This window comes from Mangrovivirga cuniculi (assembly GCF_005166025.1).
GTDB lineage: Bacteria > Bacteroidota > Bacteroidia > Cytophagales > Cyclobacteriaceae > Mangrovivirga > Mangrovivirga cuniculi.
This window is the reverse complement of the sequence record NZ_CP028923.1, coordinates 2,133,412-2,154,252: the sequence shown is the minus strand read 5'-3', so window position 1 is coordinate 2,154,252 and position 20,841 is coordinate 2,133,412. Positions and strand designations below refer to the sequence as shown.

General features: G+C 35.1%; 21 protein-coding genes. 8 read left to right on the top strand and 13 right to left on the bottom strand.

From position 1 onward, the window contains the following. Nucleotides 1–30: 30 nt before the first annotated feature. The 11 genes from DCC35_RS09480 to DCC35_RS09430 form a co-directional block, all read right to left on the bottom strand. Nucleotides 31–1,590, bottom strand: a complete 1,560-nt coding sequence (locus tag DCC35_RS09480; protein ID WP_137090558.1) for a hypothetical protein — start codon at nucleotides 1,588–1,590, stop codon at nucleotides 31–33. A gap of 62 nt (nucleotides 1,591–1,652) precedes the next feature. Then, complete coding sequence (locus DCC35_RS09475) at nucleotides 1,653–3,155, bottom strand: nSTAND1 domain-containing NTPase (protein WP_137090557.1); 1,503 nt, start codon at nucleotides 3,153–3,155, stop codon at nucleotides 1,653–1,655. Beyond that, nucleotides 3,155–4,597, bottom strand: a complete 1,443-nt coding sequence (locus DCC35_RS09470; protein WP_137090556.1) for a DUF4062 domain-containing protein — start codon at nucleotides 4,595–4,597, stop codon at nucleotides 3,155–3,157. Before DCC35_RS09470 ends, DCC35_RS09475 begins: the two co-directional genes overlap by 1 nt. A 102-nt stretch (nucleotides 4,598–4,699) precedes the next feature. After that, a complete protein-coding gene (locus DCC35_RS09465; RefSeq protein ID WP_137090555.1) occupies nucleotides 4,700–7,180 on the bottom strand; it encodes a HEAT repeat domain-containing protein in 2,481 nt (826 codons plus the stop codon). A 203-nt stretch (nucleotides 7,181–7,383) separates the two neighbouring features. After that, the gene (locus tag DCC35_RS09460) at nucleotides 7,384–7,887 is read right to left on the bottom strand and encodes a hypothetical protein (protein WP_137090554.1); all 504 of its coding nucleotides are present in this window, start codon (nucleotides 7,885–7,887) and stop codon (nucleotides 7,384–7,386) included. Nucleotides 7,888–8,021: 134 nt separating this feature from the next. Further along, nucleotides 8,022–8,675, bottom strand: coding sequence for an OmpH family outer membrane protein (locus DCC35_RS09455; RefSeq protein ID WP_137090553.1), 654 nt, complete (start codon nucleotides 8,673–8,675; stop codon nucleotides 8,022–8,024). Nucleotides 8,676–8,723: 48 nt separating this feature from the next. Continuing rightward, a complete protein-coding gene (locus tag DCC35_RS09450) occupies nucleotides 8,724–9,425 on the bottom strand; it encodes a rhomboid family intramembrane serine protease (protein ID WP_137090552.1) in 702 nt (233 codons plus the stop codon). A 43-nt stretch (nucleotides 9,426–9,468) separates the two neighbouring features. Then, entirely contained in the window at nucleotides 9,469–10,374 is a 906-nt protein-coding gene (locus tag DCC35_RS09445; protein ID WP_137090551.1) for a histone deacetylase family protein, read from the bottom strand. 42 nt (nucleotides 10,375–10,416) lie between these two features. After that, nucleotides 10,417–10,905, bottom strand: coding sequence for a hypothetical protein (locus DCC35_RS09440; RefSeq protein ID WP_137090550.1), 489 nt, complete (start codon nucleotides 10,903–10,905; stop codon nucleotides 10,417–10,419). A gap of 2 nt (nucleotides 10,906–10,907) precedes the next feature. Next, nucleotides 10,908–11,246 (bottom strand): phage holin family protein, encoded by a 339-nt coding sequence (locus tag DCC35_RS09435; RefSeq protein WP_137090549.1) that lies wholly within the window; start codon nucleotides 11,244–11,246, stop codon nucleotides 10,908–10,910. 27 nt (nucleotides 11,247–11,273) lie between these two features. Further along, on the bottom strand, nucleotides 11,274–11,789 hold the full coding sequence (locus DCC35_RS09430; RefSeq protein ID WP_137090548.1) for a DinB family protein: 516 nt from the start codon (nucleotides 11,787–11,789) through the stop codon (nucleotides 11,274–11,276). 36 nt (nucleotides 11,790–11,825) lie between these two features. Between DCC35_RS09430 and DCC35_RS09425 the strand changes: the two genes are divergently transcribed. Continuing rightward, complete coding sequence (locus DCC35_RS09425; protein WP_137090547.1) at nucleotides 11,826–13,214, top strand: M14 family zinc carboxypeptidase; 1,389 nt, start codon at nucleotides 11,826–11,828, stop codon at nucleotides 13,212–13,214. Here the strand turns inward: DCC35_RS09425 and DCC35_RS09420 are convergent. Beyond that, nucleotides 13,204–13,716 (bottom strand): gamma carbonic anhydrase family protein, encoded by a 513-nt coding sequence (locus tag DCC35_RS09420; protein WP_137090546.1) that lies wholly within the window; start codon nucleotides 13,714–13,716, stop codon nucleotides 13,204–13,206. The two genes, DCC35_RS09425 and DCC35_RS09420, sit on opposite strands and share 11 nt — an antisense overlap. A gap of 72 nt (nucleotides 13,717–13,788) precedes the next feature. Here DCC35_RS09420 and DCC35_RS09415 point away from each other — a divergent pair, with 72 nt between their 5' ends. From DCC35_RS09415 to secG, 6 genes are all read left to right on the top strand, one after another. Next, entirely contained in the window at nucleotides 13,789–14,562 is a 774-nt protein-coding gene (locus tag DCC35_RS09415) for a YceI family protein (protein WP_137090545.1), read from the top strand. A gap of 128 nt (nucleotides 14,563–14,690) precedes the next feature. After that, on the top strand, nucleotides 14,691–16,172 hold the full coding sequence (miaB, locus tag DCC35_RS09410; protein ID WP_137090544.1) for a tRNA (N6-isopentenyl adenosine(37)-C2)-methylthiotransferase MiaB: 1,482 nt from the start codon (nucleotides 14,691–14,693) through the stop codon (nucleotides 16,170–16,172). Between the two features lie 15 nt (nucleotides 16,173–16,187). Further along, nucleotides 16,188–17,486: a sigma-54 interaction domain-containing protein gene (locus DCC35_RS09405; protein WP_137090543.1), complete on the top strand. Its 1,299-nt coding sequence runs from the start codon at nucleotides 16,188–16,190 to the stop codon at nucleotides 17,484–17,486. Next, the gene (locus DCC35_RS09400) at nucleotides 17,470–18,003 is read left to right on the top strand and encodes an LptE family protein (protein ID WP_137090542.1); all 534 of its coding nucleotides are present in this window, start codon (nucleotides 17,470–17,472) and stop codon (nucleotides 18,001–18,003) included. Before DCC35_RS09405 ends, DCC35_RS09400 begins: the two co-directional genes overlap by 17 nt. A 36-nt stretch (nucleotides 18,004–18,039) precedes the next feature. Further along, on the top strand, nucleotides 18,040–19,209 hold the full coding sequence (locus DCC35_RS09395) for a tetratricopeptide repeat protein (protein ID WP_137090541.1): 1,170 nt from the start codon (nucleotides 18,040–18,042) through the stop codon (nucleotides 19,207–19,209). Nucleotides 19,210–19,214: 5 nt separating this feature from the next. After that, nucleotides 19,215–19,559, top strand: a complete 345-nt coding sequence (gene secG, locus DCC35_RS09390; protein ID WP_137090540.1) for a preprotein translocase subunit SecG — start codon at nucleotides 19,215–19,217, stop codon at nucleotides 19,557–19,559. A 61-nt stretch (nucleotides 19,560–19,620) separates the two neighbouring features. Here the strand turns inward: secG and DCC35_RS09385 are convergent, their stop codons facing one another. After that, the gene (locus DCC35_RS09385; RefSeq protein ID WP_137090539.1) at nucleotides 19,621–20,334 is read right to left on the bottom strand and encodes a hypothetical protein; all 714 of its coding nucleotides are present in this window, start codon (nucleotides 20,332–20,334) and stop codon (nucleotides 19,621–19,623) included. 225 nt (nucleotides 20,335–20,559) lie between these two features. Between DCC35_RS09385 and DCC35_RS09380 the strand changes: the two genes are divergently transcribed. Then, entirely contained in the window at nucleotides 20,560–20,838 is a 279-nt protein-coding gene (locus DCC35_RS09380; RefSeq protein WP_137090538.1) for a co-chaperone GroES, read from the top strand. Nucleotides 20,839–20,841: the final 3 nt, after the last annotated feature.

Here is a 20,841-nt window from a genome sequence, read left to right as displayed (position 1 = left end):
CACAAGATAAATAGGATCGGTATAATAAATTTATTGTCCAATTTCACCACACGTTGTTTCATAATCAATATCAGGCGCTACATATTGATACCATTCTTCTTTTGTAAAATTCCTTTTCAGATACTCACACATATCATTAGCCATAATCGTAGCTGAAATCGGCCTTAAGCGTAAATAATCTCTTGAAGTACCCGCAATTAAATAATCACCATTTTGAGTAAACTTCAGTGAAGTCACCCAGCCATCATGGTCATCCATTACAATTGGTAGCTGGTTAACATCAGTCATTGGCCAGACTAACACACTGCGATCGAATGAAGCTGATGCTAACAATTCATCATTTTGCCCAAATTGTAATGTTGTAATTGCTGACTTATGACCTCTCAATCGAGCATACTGTTTTTTGATCTGAGGCTGTATTAAAACCACGTCACTTCTGTTATTATTTAACGTTATACCAATTGCCAATAGAGTTCCGGCTTCATTAAATTCCAGAGCTGTAATAGGACCTTCATATTTCTTCCATGCGACAGGTTTTTTGGATACATCGGCCATTCTTAAAATCTGGCCATTTTCCAGACCTACATAAATTTCACCTGTAACAGGATTTACCGAAAGTGCATTTGGTCTGCTTTTGGCCTTGTATAATACATGGAAGACTTCAAAATCATAGTATCCAATGATACTATCTAAACCAATTGATACGATTCCTTTATTACCTTTATAAAAATCTACTTCCACAATAGGTTCAAAATGTCCGTTAACAACCTGAGGTTTTCTCCTTAATTTCTCAAGATCGAAAATCTGCATCGCATTCGCTCCGGTACCATTAACCAGCCATTTATCATCACTGCTTATTGTCAAAGTTCTGTTTTCAACTCCATCATTTTGATAGATCTCTTTTTCTTCCAACTCCCCGTCATTCCATTCCCACAGCATCAACTTCCCATCTGATCCTGCAGATACAAATGCTTCTGAATTATGATAATGTGCAATTGACCGAATAGCATCCTTATGACCTTTAATTTTATTTAAAGGATTTTCATTTAATTCCTTCGATGCATAATATAATCCATCATATATATATGGATCATAAATACTTCCTCCATAATTAAGGTTAAATAAATATGCCTGTTGAGCTAACAATCCTTTTAAGTCTTTCTCATCAGTCTGTACAGATTTTACAGCCATACTCTGTGCAATAGCTCTGTACCTGGCAAACTCTGCATCCTGGGCATAAATATTAGCCTTGAGTCTTTGTTGAATAGCCTCTTCTCTTTTCTGATCAGCTAATTTCCTTAAAGAGTCAGCTTTTTGTTTTTCATTTCTGGCTTCAGCCTCACTTATTTGAAGTCTCAAATTAGCTTCCTGAGCCTCTATTCTCAATAATTCGTTTCGGGCAGCTTCAGCTTTAGCCCTCTCTTCACTTTCCTGGGCCAGTCTGGTTTGCCTTTCAGCAATTATCAGGTTATTCCTGGCTTTTTCTGCTTGATAATTAGCTTCTATTTCTTTTCTTTCAGCTCTATCAGACTCTTCCTTAGCCACCTGAGCAGAATAAATTGCGGCTTCCCTCTGTTGAAGTGCAAACAATAAGAAAATAGTACAAATCACTGCAATTGCAGAGAATAGAATAGCCGCAAGTCTGGTTCTTCTTAATTTTCTTTTTGTAATTGCTCTTTTAACAGAAGCTCTCTTTCATATTCCTCTTTTGAAGTTTTCAGAAAGACCATTGCTCGCTCAAACGAGGGGTCGTATCGCTGCGCCCACTGTAAAGTCGGTTTATATTTTTCCTGCCAGTTTAAAGCCAGCTGAAGATCAGGCGGACGAAGCAATGAAGCTTTTCCCATTTGATATTTCTCTGCAGCATCAGATAATCTAAGATACATTTGGGCAGCTTCAGATTCCTCTTCAACCCAGTTTCTAAGTCTTATCCAGATCCTCATCAAGGACTCATGAGATATATCTATAACTGATTCCCCATCGAGTTCTTTATTATAAGGAGGCATTAATAATGATCTGCCTGGCTCACGAAACTTATCTACAACCTCGATAAGCTCAGCTACAGAACAACCGCATACAGCAGCAATGTAAGAGACTTTTTCGGGTCGACGTATTCCAAAATTGTCACTTCCTTTTTTTTCAGTGATCGTTTTAAATAAAGTTTCACAGATTTGTTTCTGTTCTGCATTCAATTCGTCATAAGCTTCATTAGCGTGTAGACTCAGTGCTTCACGAATTGTACCTACTGCATTGTAATGCTTTATATCTAAAGATTCCTCTTCTTCTCTATTTTCTTCCCAATATTGCCACGTTCTCATTAACGCATGCTGCATTAATGGTAACTGATCCTGGGTATCACCAATATCATTAAGTAATTGCTGAGTTAATCTTTTTGATATTTTCCCTCCACCTACAGCAATAGGACCTTCAATCGCAAGTTGCTTTTGCCCACGGCTGAGTTGAGGTATGAGGTAATGACTATTATTAATCTTTTTTGTTAATTCGGGAAACTGAGCACATTCACCAATAAAGTCTGATCTCATTGTCAGAGCTACATAAATTGGCTGCTCTGATTGATTAATAGCTTCTAAAAACAAATCCACAAAAGCTATAGATTCATTTATTGCATCGCTATTGTGTTCTGTACTGGCCCGGTATCTGAATAATTCTTCAAATTGGTCAATCAGTATCAGATAACTTTTATCTTGCTCTCTCCTGTATTGCCTGATTAGATCAACTAAACCCAGTGAAGATCCTCTTAAGATAGTAGAGTTTATTGCTTTGTTTATCTCGAAGTTTTCTTCTTCATTAATATCAATACCAGATACCTTTAATACAGCTTCTGCAAGATTACTTATTGGGGAAATCCCGGGTCTCAGAGTAATAACTTCCCATTTACTACCGGCACTGTTTATAAATCCACCTTGTAGCATTGGGAGCAACCCGCAATACATCAATGATGATTTACCACTTCCTGAATCTCCAACTACAGCAACAAAGTTATGCTTTTCAAGTTTGGTAATTATATCAGAACTCTGCCCCTCACGACCAAAGAACAAATGACTTTCATCCGGACTAAAAGGTCTTAATCCGGGAAAAGGAATAAATAACTTTTCTTCAGTCAAAAATTTTATATGATCTTTATTATCGCTCATTAATTATTAGCTGTTTTTGCTAAAAACCCCTCCAACTTTCTCTCAAAATCATCACTTTGCAGTATGATAGGAAATTCAAGCTTATCAATTAAATCAGTGTTAATATCACATTCAGGCGTGTAGATCACATTAAAATCGTAACTGTGCGATCTGCCTAAGCCTTTTGACTTAAGTACATCCCTTAACTTAGATGTAATCCAATCTTTGTTTTGATTGGAATTAAAAATTATTGTGGAAGAACAATTGTTAAGTAGATATTTGTGTCTTTCAAAGGTATCAAATGCGTTCCCTTCATTTTCACAAACTGAGTACCTGACTCCTAGTTTATTTAACTTATTCTTTAATTTGACTACATTCTGTTTATCGTAATCACTATACATTAAATATGTTCCTTCACTATCTCCAGCACTATAATCCAGATTTATATCTTCCTGAAATTGATCACTGTTAATAAATTTTCGCACGAGTGATTTAAATTCAGCAAGGGGTAAATCCACAATTTCCGTCAGCAATTTATCTTCAGATTGCTGTATAACTCTTTCTGCAAAAAATCTTTGTCTGTCAGACATCTCAGTCAAATGAGTGGACAACCAGACAATTCTTTTAAATTTATTGTTTCCCTGGTTTGCTCGTTCAAGTGATAGATCATGTTCAAGTTCAGAAATGCTGGTTCTAAATTTTTCAGATACATGGCCATATTCCCCTCCCAGCATATGAACTGAAACAGAACAATAAGACAACTCCTCTTTAATCTTTGCACTAAGCTCTATTTTATTATCAGGCATACTGCCTTTAGGATAAACATTATATCCATGTCTTTTCAGATCCCTGATTAAAGCCTCCCTGGCTTCAAGGCATTCATTTACAACATTCGCAACATAAATATTCTTTGTTTCATTCTTAAAATAAGAACGATCTCCGCTATCTATCATACTAATTTCATTTCTAATATGATTGATAACCATAGAGCTGAGATCAGAAACACGCGACCAGTATTTTTGATTAATACCTTCTTCGTTCTCAGATTCATAAACTACCGGTACATCTGAGAAAGATTCTAATTCGAAAAAATCAACTTTGGGAGCTTCCTTTACTACATTATTCAGTTCTTCTTCAAAAACAGGTAAATAAACTAATGCATAAACACTATCACTGTTTTTTAATGGATCATCCGAAATCCTTTTGAGATGTTTTCTCAAATACTCCTGACAAGTTTCTGATTGAAGAAAATTAGGGCTGATAACGGGAATGAATATGTCAACGTCTTCATAAGCATCCTCATCATCGGACAATTTATGAATTATGCATTTTCTCTCAGAAATACGATCAAGAAATTTCTGAAATATTAATACAAATTGATCAATCCAACCTTTATTTCCAGATTCAAAGTTGGAGTTATCAACCTCTGAATAACATAATATGATTTCACAGGTTTCTTTCACTTTTAAAAAAAATTGGCTCTTTCTTTTTAAAAAATTATCACTAATATAGGTAAATATTAAAAAGAGTCAAACAATAGACAGAAAAATATAATTTTAACAATATTATAAAACGAATTGTCTGTTATTCAACTTTAATACTTTCTCAAGTACTTCCTTATGATTATTCAATAATTCGAGATAATCATCATATTTAATCTTTAACCCAATTATATCTTCTTCAATTACAGAAAAATAGTCATCACCAGAAAGGTGAATTCCGCCTCCGATCACATGACCATTTCCGAATTTAAATGTCTCTCCTGTATTATTAACTAGCGAGAGCTTCCCTTTGAATATTAATATCAGATCACTGACACTATAATTACCTTTTAAATTCAAAGTAGTTCCTTCAGGATAATAGGTTTCTTCACAAATTTCAAGCACCTCATTTAAAACACTGGTACTTAACGTATTGAATAACTCTATTTTCTTAAGAAATCTTGCTTTTCCAAACTTTAGTTTGAAAATATCATTGATATTGTGATTATCTATTTCCGGAATAAGCTTGGTAATATACCTTTTCGAATGTTCCGGAATTCTTTTACTTAATATTTGAAAATCATAAGGTGAATGAGAATATATTACCCATGCTGCAGTTTCGCAAAGCAATTGGTCTGGGTTAAAAAGCTGTGCTATCAAATCATCTGACACAATATCATCTTCATCTAAAAATGCCATATTAAATAAGGCACATGCTTTTGTCCAGCGGCTGATCTGATTATAATCCCTGTTAATAATGCTTTTAAAAAGATCCGCATCTGAAGCATCCACAAAAGGATCATAGATATTAAGCTTAGACAGTTTATCTTCAATCGGTATATCATCCAAAACCGGAATGATATATTCTTTGAGATCCTCATCCAGAAAAACATCCAGTAATTCAATAGCAAAAGTTATGTTATCAGGATTATTGCTTTCAATATTTTCCTTAACAATAGCAATGGAAGATTTATCATATATCATTGCAAGTAAGGTATAAATATGATCGAATGTCTTTTTATTTTCTTCCTTAAGAGATTCTATAAGCTGATTATCCATATCGATACGAACTGTGCGTATCGCAAGATTATTCCATACTATATTAATTAAATCACTCTTAATTATGTCTTTGATTTTCGATGCTCTTTCAGCATTGACCACTAGTCCTATCCCTGACAAATTACTCAACACTTCTTGCTGAATCTGCTTATCCGGATAATCCATTTTATTCCATAGCGCTTCCTTTGCTTTTTCAGAACCTATTCTACCATAGGTTTTTAAAACCCTCCGCATGGTTTGCAAAGACTGACCTGACTTATAAAAAACTGCTTCAAGCCTGCCAATAACCGGATCTCCAATTAGAGAAAGTGACTTTTGAGCTAATGAACCAAATGTGTTGGATTGAATCAATTCCAAAAGCATTGGCCAGAATTCAGGTCTCTTTATTTTTCCAACAGCAATTATAGCAGATTTTCGAACCTGATTATTTGGATCTCTTAATAAGAGATGCAACAGATTATCATTTTTATTACTTGATTCATGATTAGAAAGATAGTGTGCTACAAACTCTCTTTCATTAATGTTTGTTGACCTGGCCATTTGATCTAACAAAAATCCTTCATCCATTATGCCTTTAAAATGGTAGATCATTGACCTTGCATTCTCAGCCATCATTTTAACCTGGCCGTGTTTCGTATTTTCAATAACTTTATTGAGTGGTTGTAGAGAAGACAGGGGTTTTATCTCTGTTATTAATTTCAACACATACATCACCACTTCTTCCTTATCACTATTTAGTAAATAATACAGGAGCTCATAGTATTGCCCGGGCTCGATTTTTTTAACCAGGTCGAGATTTAATTTAACAGTATTTAAATCTGATTTCAATAAGCCGAGAATAACATCATGATTTAAAACCACTGAATTAAAAGGTAATTTTGCATCAGCATTATTAACATTCTTTTTTAATGTAGAAAGTTTCTTGTGAAGAACGTCGTTATACTGTTTGTGTAATGCATTCACCACAAACACCATTAATACTACAATAAAAAGTAACGATAATAAGAAATAAGCCCTTTCAAGATTCACAAATGAAAGTAATAACATAAAACCTCCGGCAACGAGTGTTGCAACCTGACCGATAACTCCTTCAATTTTAGTTTGAATATCAAACCTGATGTTATCCTCCAGAGGAAGGAAATACAACTTGAATGCAGGGTTTTCCATTGCATCCCTCAGGGAATTAGTAAATACATATGCCCCTACAATTACGATGAAATATGCTGCAAATCCAGCAGATTCGACACCAGAAAAGCCAAATGCAGTTGTTATAAAAATAGCTACAATACTCAGCACACCTAAAATGACAGGCATGACAAGCACGGCAGTTTTAACTCCATAATCAGCAATGATCCGGTCATTAACAAACGTCTGGATCAGAAAGCTCAATATCATTATCGTACCATTGGCAATACCAATAAAGGCAAATAAACTTTGTTCGTCATTAATATAACGTTGTTCAAGTGCATTGGAATAAATAAACTCGATAAACTTAAATGCAATCATTGACACGATCAAAAAGACCGATAGCAAAACGATATATTTTCGTTTGAATAGATTTTTGAATCTTAGGCTTTTCTTTTCTGCTTTCGTTTTGATTTTGGTAAAATCGATATCGTATTTTTTTACGATTATTATCAGAAAAGCCAGGGATATTATCAGTGATCCATTGGTAAGAATCAATATATCCGAAGGGTCTGTGAATTTATTTATAAAGGGTAAAGTAAAAAGGTCAAAATTGAAGCACTCAACTGACCACTATCGATCCCTCCTATAATTCTTTTTGACTGACGAAGGTTAAATAATCTCAGGAAAACACCCCAGAAACCGAGTATAACCAAGGCATTTATTGGTCCATAAAGAATATATAGTAAATAGATCAACCAATCCTGGCTACCATAAAAATGAAAACAAATCCTTATTCCCAGAATCAGGAATGTCACCAGGACTATATTGCCAATAACCAGTTTAGAATAATGTAGATTATGCTGTATTTTTGAATAAATCCAGGTAACAATCACACCCAGAAATCCTGTTAATACAAAAGCTGTATCAAGTTTATCTGCTCCTATTCGGTTAATAAATAAGGTCTGGGCGGTAACTGTATATCCAGCAAGGAATATCCCCATAAAAAAACCCTTTGCCAGCAATAACATCACCTTCTCCTTCTCATCCGGCCGGGCACCAATCAGACCAATCAGCTTGTCTATCATTGATTTACATTAAAAAAATATCAAAAAATCATGATCTAAATATAAAAAATTGATAGCAAATCAATAAAAATTAATAAAAAAAAGAGAGGCAGTTATTACATGCCACTCTTTTTATATTTTATTTCTCAAAAATTTTATTTAATAGAATCTTGCTCAGAAGTGCTTTCTGCCTCTTCAGGAGCATTTTTCTCAGCATCGTAAGAAGCATTTAATCCTTCTACAACATCGTTGGTAATATTCATTCTTTCGTCAGAATACCAAACGCTTTCGTATTTTAATATAATGTGATATCCGTTTTCTTTACTGTAAGATTCGATAAATTCGTTGATCTTGTCTACCACTTCCTTCGTCTTATCAGCTTCGGTTTTTCTCAATGTCTGAGCAAAGTTTTCTCTTTGCATCATCAGATTTTGTTGCTTTCTCTGTAAGTTCTCTTCAATGTTTCTTGCCTGACCCATTGTTAAGTTCTGAGCAGATTTTTGATAATCTTCAAATTCTTTTTGCAATCCCTGAGCTCTGCTTTCCAACTGTCTCTCTAGTCTTGTTCTCTCAGATTCAAGCTCTTCAAGAACATCTTGATAGAATTTATAGTTTTTTGTAAGGGTGTCGGAATTAACATATCCAACTTTTAAATCCGATGCAATTACATCTGAAGTAGTTGACTCACTCTCCTTATCCTCCGCAGTTTCTGAAGTTCCTTGCTGGTTACATGAAACAAAAAACAGCAATGCAACTGTTAGAACAGAACTATACTTAAAAATGTTTTTCATAAAATCTCTACTTTTCATGTTTTATATCGCCTGCAAAGATATAAATACATTTGATTTCAAGAAATTCTATTTGCTATCTTTTTCTTTAAAAGTATAATTTATTCTATCCGACTCCTTTCCAGTGTGAGACTTGGTGTAATCTGGTAGCTCAATCTTTTCGATAGATTCTTTACTTTCAACGGCATTGTCATCTGGAATATCCGGCAATCCTAACAATGGGTGACCCCTATAAATATACGCTCCTATTAAGCCTGAAAAGGCTCCGGCAAGATGTGATTCAAAAGAGATAAAAGGATCTCCGGGCAAAATACCAGGAAAGGTTGTTCCATATAATAAAAAGACAGCTGAGGAAATAATCAGGGATCGATATTCTCGTCTGAATAAACCACTAAAAAACAAAAAGAAAACTAACCCATATACAATTCCAGACGAACCTATATGATACGCTTCGCGGGCGAATAGCCAAACCAAAAAGCCACTCAGCATATATATTACAAGAAATACGTGTACTGCAACTTTCCTGTAGAAAAAGAATGTTCCTGTGATTAGGACCAGCAAAGGCAGACTATTGCTGATTAGGTGATCGAAATTTCCATGAATTAATGGACCGGTAAATATTCCCAGCATACCTTTACCATTACCGGGAAAAACTCCCAGAAATCCCAGACTTAAGTTCATAGCTATTTCCAGGGCCTTTATACACCATAATAGTGTTACAAAAAGGACTGCATAAAGAGCACTCATCCGCAAGGCCACCTGATCTTTCATATAACTAAAAACTCATGTAAAAAGAGGTTTGTTACATAATTTATCAGAAAAAAAGCTCTTGTGCCAGTCTATAAGTATTTGCGTGTGCTTCAATTATTAATTTAATATCTTCAGAATATCCCCCTCCCATGCTAATCATCACCGGAATATCATTTATTTTACAGCTTTCCAGTACTTTTCTATCTCTTTCTTTGCAACCGTTTACTGAAAGTCCCAACCGTCCCAGCTTATCAGTTTTAAGGACATCTACCCCACTTTGAAAAAATATGAATTGAGGCTCGTGTTTTTCGATCAATTGACCTAAATAATTATCGAGAATATCAAGGTAAATATTGTCACCAGTTCCATCAGCTAATTCGATATCCAGATCTGATTTTTCTTTATGCAATGGATAATTGTTTTTACCATGCATCGAAAAAGTAAAGACATCTTTATTTCCTCTAAAAATCTCAGCAGTTCCATTTCCCTGGTGAACATCCAGGTCGACGATAAGTATTTTTTCAAAATGATGCTGATCGATAAGGTATTGAGCAGAAACAGCTATATCATTTAACAAGCAAAAACCCTCTCCTCTATCAGTGAATGCATGATGGGTACCACCTGCAATATTCATCGCACACCCATATTTCAATGCATACATGGTGGCATCCACAGAACCCTGAATTATTTGCTTTTCTCGTATAACCAGCTCTTCAGACAAGGGAAATCCGGTTTTCCTCTCTTCAGAACGTGATAAAGTAAGTTCATTTAGTTTTTTTATATACTCTTCAGAATGGACGGTAGAAAAAATCAAATCGTCCTCAGGCACATCTGGTCTAAAGAAATTATCATTTTCCAGTGTACCTTCATACAATAATTGTTCAGGAAGCAATGTGTATTTTTCCATTGGGAATCTATGCCCCTCCGGTAATGAATGACAATAAGAATCAGCCCAGGCTACTTTTAACATATTTTCTTAACTGAACTAAATAAAAAATTGTTCGGGGATTTTTTAATCGAGCTCGAATGAATACAAACTGTCGTCTAGTGAAATTTCATCATTATTGAATTTATTAATAAAATTAACGATTTCTGTTTCATTCACCTCAGGAATATTCAAGCCTGCCTCTACCATAAGAACACCATCTTCATGTTCCTCATAAACATGCTCACTCACCTGGATCTCACCATCTTCTTCAATTTGATCCATAACCTCAGTCAGAAACAGTTCGATCTCTTCAGTTTTGTGTTCAGGAAGCTCTTTTCCTTTTTGAATTTTGGCGTATTCAGGATGACGTTTTAAGGTTTCATCTTCCGCTTTGGCAAAAACTTCAGATTGATAATACATTTCCAAAGTATATAAAACTGCATTGACTAATTCCTCTTCTCCATTTTTTTCGGTAATAAAAAAAAAGTTAGCATATTCAGGAGAATTATCCTCCTCCTCATTCATCAAATAAGCTTTCTTCTCCTTTTTGATTCTTTCAATTATATCTTTCATATTTAGTCTTTGTCAAACGATTCAAAAATACTCACCATAATCGAAACCACAATGGAAAATAATAATGCTGTCCAGAAACCACTAACATAAAAACCGCCAACGAGGTAATCGGCAAGTAAAATGATAAGCGCATTGATTACCAAAAGAAATAACCCCAGGGTAACTACAGTAATCGGAATTGTAAGTATGACTAACAATGGTTTAATAGTCACATTTAGAATTGTTAAAACTACAGCAAGAATAAGTGCAACCGTAAATGATTCTGTTTCTACACCCGGAATCAGATAGGCCCCTGCGAATACCGCCAGAGTAGTTACTAAAATCTTAAGTAAGAATTTCATATAAATCTGTCCTTTGTGTTAATTTAATTAAATTTTATAACGATTCTTTAATATATTAACATGATGTTGAACATGACCAGCTAAAATATAAGGTAATGCACTGGTTTTAATAGGTGATCCATTCGCATTTCCCATAAATTCAAAAGCATCCTGATTAATAGCATTAAGCATTTTAAGATTAGCTCCCCGTTCATGTTTCCACCATTCGGCTATATCTTCTTTATTCATTTCGTTATAAACTGAATTTTGAACATAATTATCTTCACTAAATCCCGGAATCGAGTTTTCATCTTTCCTTGAAAATGCCAGCAGCCTGTATCCCATTACTTTTTCCACATCAATTATATGCCCGAACACCTCAGCAATTGTCCATTTCTCAGGCTCATACCTATAATCAAGTTTATTTTTAGTTGTATTTAAAATAAAAGTTTTAATTTCATGCCATTGATTTTCCAAAAAAGGTTCTATTTGATCGGGAACTAAATCGATATAAGATTTGTAAAAAGAAGGGTAATTTTCTGGTGATGGTTTTTTGATATTCATTTAATTTTCACTGAAAGAATTCTAAATATTTTTTGAATGGAGAAAGATACTAAAGAAAAATTTTTAAAAACAATCTGTAACAACTTCCTTAATCTACAGGATACAGATAATTATTTTAGATTTCCTTCTTATGATTTCCTTATTCAGAAAATAACCTCATTGGATAAAAATATATTTCGCATTGAGAAACTTGGAAAATCTGTAGAGCTACGAGATATATATGGAATAAAATTCGGTAAAGGGCCAATTAAAATTATGGCCTGGTCTCAAATGCATGGCGATGAACCTACTGCTACAAGAGCTATTCTAGATTTTTTTTATTTTATTCAGAATCATCCTGAAGAATTTGATGACCTGATTAATTATATCTCCCAGAAATGCACAATTCTTTTTGTTCCCATGGTAAATCCTGATGGTGCTGAACACCACACCCGGGAAAATGCATGGGATATTGACCTGAACAGAGACGCCCTTCGATTGACTGCTCCTGAGTCAAAAATATTAAAAATGGTTTTTGATGATTTTCAGCCAGAGTATTCTCTCAACATGCATAATCAAAGTAAATATTATGGTTGTGAAAGTACTGGTGAGCATGTGGAGTTATCCTTTTTAGCAACTGCACCTGATAAAGAACGATCACTTACCGTCAGCAGGAAACGGGCTATTTCGTTAATAAATAAGATCGTTGAGAAAATTAATGCTCTGGAAAATCAACATATTCCCATGGGAAAATATGATGACAAATTTGAACCCAGGGCTTTTGGAGATAATTTTCAGGCAGAAAACTCCGGCCTGGTACTGATCGAGTCAGGGTATGTCCCCGGTGATGAAAATGAAGAAAAACTGAGAAAGCTAAATTTTCTTTCTCTTATTATCACATGCCTGTATACGGATGACCTTGATTATAAAAAAAAGGATCTACAAAAATACAATGAGTTACCCGCCATCTCTGAATTTTATTTTGATGTCATTGTACGAAATGCAACACTAAATCAGGATGGTAAGCAATTTATCGCTGATCTGGGTATTAAACGCGAATTGGTATGGCAGGGAAAAAGCAAATATTATTATTTCGGATTCATCTCTGAACTAGGTGATTTAAGCACATTAAAGGGATTCGATGAAATTGATGCCACAAATTGTATTATTAAACCGGTTAATACTTATAATAAATCTGTTCAGAATATTGATGAAGTGAAAAGTTTAAACTACAAAGAACTTCACAAAAAAGGTATTGCAAGTGTAAAAATGGACAGGTTATCCCTAACCAAAGAATCTACATCAATGCCTTTGAATATATTACCAATACATGAAGATTGGTCACCGGAAAAACTTAGTCCTGCTACATTTCTGATTGAGGATTCAATTTCCGGTGAAACAAAATTCATCATTGTAAATGGTGTCTATTTTCCTGTTAATCCTTAAACCAGGAAGCATACATTGGATAATTATCTGCTGTTCTTTGAATCAGTTCTTTCATCTTTTCTCCTCCATCTTTAATTTTTCTTGCGGGATTCCCAACATAAACAGCTCCTTCTTCTACATTAGTCCCCGCAAGAACAACAGCCCCGGCTCCTATCACCGCCCCGTCGTTAATAATAGCTCCATCCATAACTATAGCTCCCATTCCAATTAATACATTATCTTTTATTTCACATCCGTGTACAATAGCTCCATGCCCAATTGAAACATTATCTCCAATTTTAACATCGAACTTTTTGTAGGTGCAATGGATCACTGCCTGATCCTGAATATTAACCTTATTACCAATACAAATAGAATTCACATCGCCCCTTACTACAGCATTAAACCAGACAGTGCACTCATCTCCCATTTTAACATCTCCAATCAAATAGGCATTTGGTGCAAACCAGCAATCATTTCCTACCGCTGGATATATATCGTGAACTGATAAAAATTTTCCCATAAATTTAAATTTGTTTAAACAAAAGTTTAACTTTGTCGTTTAACCAATAAAATTAAATAAAGCACTATTGTTATGAAAATTTTCAAAGGAATTGCTTTCGCAACAGTTACAGCGTTTATGCTTTCTGCTTGCGGAGGAAACTCTAACTCAGGAGATGCTGTTGTTAGCGAAGAAAAAGAAGCTGCTGAAGCAGGTACAGCTGCAGTAAAATTTACTCCTACCGATGATAGCCAGGTTACCTGGATCGGAAGTAAGCCAACCGGGAAGCACAATGGTTATATCCCGGTAACAGAAGGTGAACTATTTGTAGAGGGCGGAAATATCACAAGTGGTTCATTTACAATGGACATCAAAGGTCTTGAGATCAATGATCTGGAAAATGATCCGAATGATGAGGAGGATATGCACGACAAATTAACAAATCACTTAATGTCGCCGGATTTTTTCGCTGCTGATTCTTTCCCTACAGCAAATTTCGAAATTACTGAGGTAAAAGAATATGATGCCTCAACAATGTCTGTAGAAGGTAAAGATCAATTCGAAACGGAATATACTCCTGAATCAGCTGAGGAATTTATGGTAGAAAACCCAACACATTGGATAAGTGGAAACCTTACAATGCGTGGAACTACAAAAAACGTAGCATTTCCTGCACATGTTAATATGGAAGGTAATGAGCTTACTGCTAAGGCTAAATTCAATATAGACAGAACTGACTGGGGATTAATGTATGGTGATGAAGCAAGTGTTGCTGATAAAGCAAAAGATAAATTCATCTACAATACAGTTAATGTAGGTATTGAACTAACTGCAACTCAAGCTGAAGAGGTTGCTGAGGTTCAGTAATTAATTCAAGAAAATATTAATAAGAAAGGCAGTCGTTTGACTGCCTTTTTTTTGCTGACATTTTGTCATAAATTCTAAATCCAATTTCGTAGCTTTGCATATTGATAATAGGATAATAGCTTTAAAATATGAGTAAGCAAGAGTTAATCAGTGATATCGATATTTTAACTGAAGAACAGCAGCAGTCTGAAGAAGCTTGTGGAGTACAGGTTAGTGAAGAAGAAAACACTGGAAAAAACAGAAAAGTTTATATAGAGAGTTACGGTTGTCAAATGAATTTCAGCGATAGTGAGATCGTTTCTTCTATCATGAAAAGAGAAGGATTTGATACGACTTCTGATTTCTCAAAAGCTGATGTTGTATTTTTGAATACCTGTTCTATCAGGGAAAAAGCTGAGCAAACAGTTAGAAACCGACTTTCTCAATTTAATAAGGTTAAAGAAGAGCGCCCTGAAATGATGATCGGTGTTCTGGGCTGTATGGCTGAAAGACTTAAAGACAAACTTCTTGAAGAAGAAAAAATTGTCGATATGGTTGTCGGACCTGATGCTTACCGGGACCTTCCTACATTGATCAAACAGGTTGATGATGGCAATAAAGCTGTAAATGTTTTCTTATCAAAAGAAGAGACCTATGCTGACATTAGTCCTGTTAGACTGGACAGCAATGGAGTTTCAGCCTTCATCAGTATTATGAGAGGATGCGATAACATGTGTTCTTTTTGCGTTGTTCCTTTCACAAGAGGCCGCGAAAGAAGCCGTGATCCTCATTCCATAGTTGCTGAGGCTAAAGAATTATTTGATAAAGGTTTTAGAGAAGTAACATTACTTGGCCAGAATGTAGATTCCTATAAATGGTCATCAGAGGAAAATAATAAAGGAAGACTGGAGAGGAAAGCCAGAAAGGAAAGTGATGTTGCAATAGTAAACTTCGCAAACCTAATAGAAATGGTTGCAAAAATCAGCCCCGATCTTAGGGTTAGATTTAGTACTTCTCACCCGAAAGATATTACGGATGAGGTTCTTGAAACCATGAATAAGTACGAGAATATATGCAACTATATTCACCTTCCCGCTCAGTCTGGAAATAGTCGGGTTTTAAAATTAATGAACCGGACTTATGATCGCGAATGGTATATTGACCGAGTTGATGCGATAAGAAGAATCATTGGTGATGATTGCGGCATCTCTTCTGATATGATTGCAGGATTTTGCACTGAAACAGAAGAAGACCACCAGGAAACACTCACTTTAATGGATTATGTTAAATACGACTTTTCTTATATGTTCTTTTATAGTGAGAGACCAGGTACTCTTGCCGCTAAAAAATATGAAGATGATATTCCATTGAAAGTAAAGAAAAGAAGATTGCAGGAAATCATTAATAAACAGCAAGAACATTCTCTTGAACGCAATAAAAAAGCAATTGGTAAAGTTCATAAAGTATTAGTAGAAGGAACATCCAAGAGAAGTGATGAGCAGTTACAAGGTCGAAATTCAGAAAATAAAGTAATAATATTCCCTAGAGGAAACCAGGAAAAAGGCCAATACGTTAATGTTTTGGTAAATGATTGCACCCCGGCAACACTTTTTGGAGAGGTAGTCGATTAAACACAAGGGCCGAAAATGCATCAATCAGATATATTAAGTGTAAAACAACGTTTCGGAATAATAGGAAACAGCCCTGAGCTGAATCATGCCATACAGCGGGCTATACAGGTAGCTCCGACTGATATGACTGTGTTAATTACTGGTGAAAGTGGTAGTGGAAAAGAGTCCTTTTCTAAAATAATCCACTCTCTCAGTCATCGAAAACACGGGCAGTTTATCGCTATTAATTGCGGGGCAATTCCTGAAGGAACAATAGACTCTGAGTTATTTGGACATGAAAAAGGTGCATTTACAGGAGCTCACGATAGTAGAAAAGGATATTTTGAAGTCACCACCGGAGGTACGATCTTCCTTGATGAGATTGGGGAAATGCCATTACAAACCCAATCAAGATTATTAAGAGTTCTTGAAAACGGGGAATTTATCCGGGTCGGATCTTCAAAAGTTCAAAAAACGGATGTCAGAGTAGTAGCAGCAACCAATGTCAACCTAATGGAAGCTGTTGAAAAAGGTAAATTCAGGGAAGACCTTTATTACAGGTTAAATACTTTACCTATTTATGTACCTGCACTCCGCGATAGAGGTGATGATATTTTGTTATTATTCAGAAAATTTGCTTCGGACTTTTCAGAAGATTACAGGGTAAAGCCCGTAGAACTGGATGAAAGTGCCCAGTCCGTAATAAAAAAATATCGTTTCCCTGGAAATATCAGGGAACTTAAGAACCTTGTTGAACAAATTTCTTTACTTGAGGAAAACCGGTCAATCAGCGCTGAGGTGCTGGCAACCTACCTACCTGACAGCACTCGAAATGTACCAGCAATATTTCAACAGGAAAATACCCAGGGACTAAATGAAAGGGACCTTTTATATCAGATCTTATTTGATATGAGAAAAGATATGACAGAATTGAAAAAGCTGGTTGTATCAATTCTCAACGATCAACAAGATGGTGCAAAAATTATCCGGGAAAACCAGGAGTTGTTTGAAGACATAAAATACCGGTCATCCCTACCGGAAGTCAAAGGGTCCGGAAGCTCTGGAGAAACAACTGAAGAGAGTGGATCTCCATTTATTTTACATGATAATCAGAACTCCGAAAACCAGGAGGACGATGAGGAAGCATATTATGAAGATGTTTATCATGAACCTGAAGAAGAGGAAGAGAATCTTTCATTAGAAAATAAAGAAAAAGAGCTAATAATCAAGGCTCTCAGAAAAAATAAAAACAAAAGAAAATACGCAGCAAAAGATCTCGGAATATCCGAAAGAACACTTTATAGGAAAATTAAACAGTATGAAATCGAAGCATAATAAATATTTTTTTCTCATATTATTTTTCATACTCAACGCTTGTTCTGTAAACTATTCTTTTACCGGAATTAGCATCGGTCCTGAAGTAAAGACTATTTCGATCAGCACATTCTTTAACGACACCGGACAGGGTCCTCCCACGATTGCACAACAATTTACTGAACAATTGAAAGAATATTTTCAGAGAAACTCCAATTTATCGATCGTAGATTATGGAGGTGACCTTCAATTAGAAGGCTCAATAACAGGCTACAGAGCTTCATTAAGAGGTGTAAGCGCTGGCACCGGTAATAACAACATAGATCAGGCTGCTCAGGAAAGATTAACAATAACAGTGACTGCAACATTCATTAATACTTATGACGAATCGCAGAATTTCTCTAATAGGTCCTTTAGTTTTTACGAAGACTATGACCCTAATACTGCACCGCTAAATGCGAATGAACAACAGTATGTAGATAATATAATTGAACAGATAATATTGGATATTTTCAATACATCAGTTGCTAATTGGTGATTTTTTTTATTCTTTTAAGCCAAGACTTTAAAATTCATGGTTTCTAAACACGACTTAATTAACTTTTTAAACGATCCGGAAAGAGTTTCTGACGATCAATTCTCTGAAATTCAAGATCTGGCAGCCAGGTATCCTTACTACCAGGCTCTTCACATACTTGTTGCTAAAATTAAACAGCATAAAGGAGCGGATGACTCTCAGGATGCCCTTCATAAGGCAGCAATATATACTTATGACAGGGATGTTTTAAAACAATATATGGAGAGCTCCGGATCTCAATCTTCTGAATCTGAACAGGAAGATCATTCAACCTCGACTTTTGAAGAAGAGGATGTAGTAGAAGATGCTGAGATCGTCATAGAAAAAAATGAAGAACAGTTTGAATCTAATGAGGATTCGGCATCAGGTGAGGAAAATACCATTATAGATGATTCCGATAATGTTGAAAAAGAAAATGAAGATGAATCGCAACAGAAAGAGGATAATTCTGAGTGGACTTCGGGATATGATTTTCCTTCGGATGAAGATGAAGCTGTAAAAAGTAAAGAATCAACTACTGAAGATAGTAGTGAAGAAGAAACCGATGAAGAAGAGTCTAAAGATAGTGAAGATGGCGATGACATATACAGTGAATTAATGGCTAACCTTGCCTCACTTAAAGAGAGCATGGGTGAATCTGGTGAACAAAAATCGGAGGAAGAAGAAAGAGAAGAGGAAGAAAAAAAAAAGCCAATAGAAACTGACGATGCAAACAAAGAAGATTCTAACATAGATTCAGGTAAAACTGATGAAGAAAAAGCAGAGTCGGTAAAAGATACCCCTGAAGATAAAGAAAAGCCTGAGCCCGAATCAAAAGGTTCTCTTCTGGATAGCCTTAAAAAGAAATCTCAACAATATTCTGATGAGGAATCAGACAAGGATAAAAAAGACAGACAAAAGGATATTATTGATTCTTTTATTAGTCGAAGTCCTAATATAGAAAGATTCAAATCTGAAGATCAGGAAGAACTTACCGATGAGGAATTGAGAGATCTTGCCAAAGACAGCACCTCAGTAAATGAGAACCTTGTATCAGAAACTCTTGCTAACATTTATGCTAAGCAAGGTAAGACTAAAAAAGCTATTGAAATTTATAAAAAATTAATTTGGAAATATCCACAAAAAAAGGCTTACTTTGCAAGTCAAATTAGTAAGCTGGAAAAATAAAAAACATGTATATTTTAATTCTTTCTTTAATTATTGTCGCAGCAGTATTGTTGGTGTTGGTTATCTTGGCTCAAAATTCTAAAGGTGGTGGTTTATCATCTACATTCGGACAGGCTAATCAAATGATGGGTGTTAAAAAGACAACTGACCTTCTTGAGAAAACGACCTGGGCTCTATTAGTATTTATAGTTGCTTTGGCTTTAGTAAGTGCTCAATTCATTGATAAAGGCGGTGACACGGTAAAAAGTACGAATGTTGAAGCGGTACAGGAAGAGGCAGCTCCGGCAGTCATTCCTCAGAACGATGAATTGACTTCTCCTGCGGAACTTGAATCAGATACAGTTCAATAAGAAATTAAATACTTAATTAAGAAAGTCCTGATCAGATCAGGGCTTTTTTTATGCCTTTACTTTATGAAGCAAGAGAAATATACTTCAGGAAATTTAATTTTATAACTGGCATTAAAGTTTCCTCAAATGGTAAATTCCTTCTAGTTGAAATAAAATATACTGCAGGATTTGGAAGTTCTTTATTCAATCTGGCCAAACGAACTTTGTAACCTTCTATAGTATCTCCTATCCCGAGCTCAATATCTTTTAAAAAGGTTAAATTCAGTCCGCGAAAAGTATCCTCGGACCGTTCAAATATGCCGGTTTTATATCTAAAAACTTTTTTTCTACCATTAAACATTTGCAATACTAAATATCCTTCCTCCTTGTACAAAGGAACTATCCCAACAGGTTCTATTTTAATATCCTCTCCAACTGATATAAAAATTTCCTCTCCCCTTTCCAGCCAGATCTTCATTTGAGGCATTGAAAAGTAAATCAAATCTTCAATTGCTTTAATTATCTCATCATCGTCCAGTATTTCTTTATAAACCAATTTAAGTTTAAGAAAATCTTCCATAGAAATTTCCTTAGGAAAAGACTCTTTCAGGAGTTCCTTATTTTCTTTAAGTGTATGCAAATTTTTATAATGAAAGATCAAATCAGAAAAGGCAGGATACAATTTAAATTCATTAAAAAATTTTTCAATGCGTTGTAAGTATGCCAGGAGGGTATACTTTTTGAATTCAAAGTCAATCGGACTTTCGGTAATCCAGTTAGGGCTTAATGTTTTCATGGGCTTAATAGTTTCAATGACACGTTTTTACAATACTGACATAATTTCTACCAGAATTCATGTCTATTTGTCACTATTTTCATACCACCAATAAAAACCATGACATGAAAAATGACTAAAAAGTGAAAAAATGACCGTTTGAACGGAATAATTTCATTTGGCACATAATGTGCACAATGCACCATGTAAAATTTAGCAATAACAACGCTTAAAATCAATACACATATGTCACAACTTAACATTAAGCCTTTGGCAGACAGAGTTCTGGTAGAACCTGCTGCAGCGGAAGAAAAAACAGCATCTGGAATTATCATTCCTGACACTGCAAAAGAAAAACCACAGAAAGGTAAGATCGTAGCGGTCGGTAACGGTAAAATAGATGAACCAATGACAGTTCAGGTCGGTGATACTGTACTTTATGGAAAATATGCAGGAACCGAAATTACTGTTGATGGTGGAGATTATCTCATCATGAGAGAATCTGACATTTTCGCAATACTATAAAAT

Excerpts from the sequence above, each read along its gene's own strand:
- miaB (WP_137090544.1), top strand. The coding sequence starts at position 14,691 with ATGAGTAAGCAAGAGTTAATCAGTGATATCGATATTTTAACTGAAGAA.
- DCC35_RS09475 (WP_137090557.1), bottom strand. The coding sequence starts at position 3,155 with ATGAGCGATAATAAAGATCATATAAAATTTTTGACTGAAGAAAAGTTA.
- DCC35_RS09415 (WP_137090545.1), top strand. The coding sequence starts at position 13,789 with ATGAAAATTTTCAAAGGAATTGCTTTCGCAACAGTTACAGCGTTTATG.
- DCC35_RS09435 (WP_137090549.1), bottom strand. The coding sequence starts at position 11,246 with ATGAAATTCTTACTTAAGATTTTAGTAACTACTCTGGCGGTATTCGCA.
- DCC35_RS09445 (WP_137090551.1), bottom strand. The coding sequence starts at position 10,374 with ATGTTAAAAGTAGCCTGGGCTGATTCTTATTGTCATTCATTACCGGAG.
- DCC35_RS09395 (WP_137090541.1), top strand. The coding sequence starts at position 18,040 with ATGGTTTCTAAACACGACTTAATTAACTTTTTAAACGATCCGGAAAGA.
- DCC35_RS09420 (WP_137090546.1), bottom strand. The coding sequence starts at position 13,716 with ATGGGAAAATTTTTATCAGTTCACGATATATATCCAGCGGTAGGAAAT.
- DCC35_RS09385 (WP_137090539.1), bottom strand. The coding sequence starts at position 20,334 with ATGAAAACATTAAGCCCTAACTGGATTACCGAAAGTCCGATTGACTTT.
- secG (WP_137090540.1), top strand. The coding sequence starts at position 19,215 with ATGTATATTTTAATTCTTTCTTTAATTATTGTCGCAGCAGTATTGTTG.
- DCC35_RS09380 (WP_137090538.1), top strand. The coding sequence starts at position 20,560 with ATGTCACAACTTAACATTAAGCCTTTGGCAGACAGAGTTCTGGTAGAA.
- DCC35_RS09405 (WP_137090543.1), top strand. The coding sequence starts at position 16,188 with ATGCATCAATCAGATATATTAAGTGTAAAACAACGTTTCGGAATAATA.
- DCC35_RS09460 (WP_137090554.1), bottom strand. The coding sequence starts at position 7,887 with ATGATAGACAAGCTGATTGGTCTGATTGGTGCCCGGCCGGATGAGAAG.
- DCC35_RS09465 (WP_137090555.1), bottom strand. The coding sequence starts at position 7,180 with ATGATTGCATTTAAGTTTATCGAGTTTATTTATTCCAATGCACTTGAA.
- DCC35_RS09430 (WP_137090548.1), bottom strand. The coding sequence starts at position 11,789 with ATGAATATCAAAAAACCATCACCAGAAAATTACCCTTCTTTTTACAAA.
- DCC35_RS09455 (WP_137090553.1), bottom strand. The coding sequence starts at position 8,675 with ATGAAAAGTAGAGATTTTATGAAAAACATTTTTAAGTATAGTTCTGTT.
- DCC35_RS09400 (WP_137090542.1), top strand. The coding sequence starts at position 17,470 with ATGAAATCGAAGCATAATAAATATTTTTTTCTCATATTATTTTTCATA.
- DCC35_RS09425 (WP_137090547.1), top strand. The coding sequence starts at position 11,826 with ATGGAGAAAGATACTAAAGAAAAATTTTTAAAAACAATCTGTAACAAC.
- DCC35_RS09450 (WP_137090552.1), bottom strand. The coding sequence starts at position 9,425 with ATGAAAGATCAGGTGGCCTTGCGGATGAGTGCTCTTTATGCAGTCCTT.
- DCC35_RS09440 (WP_137090550.1), bottom strand. The coding sequence starts at position 10,905 with ATGAAAGATATAATTGAAAGAATCAAAAAGGAGAAGAAAGCTTATTTG.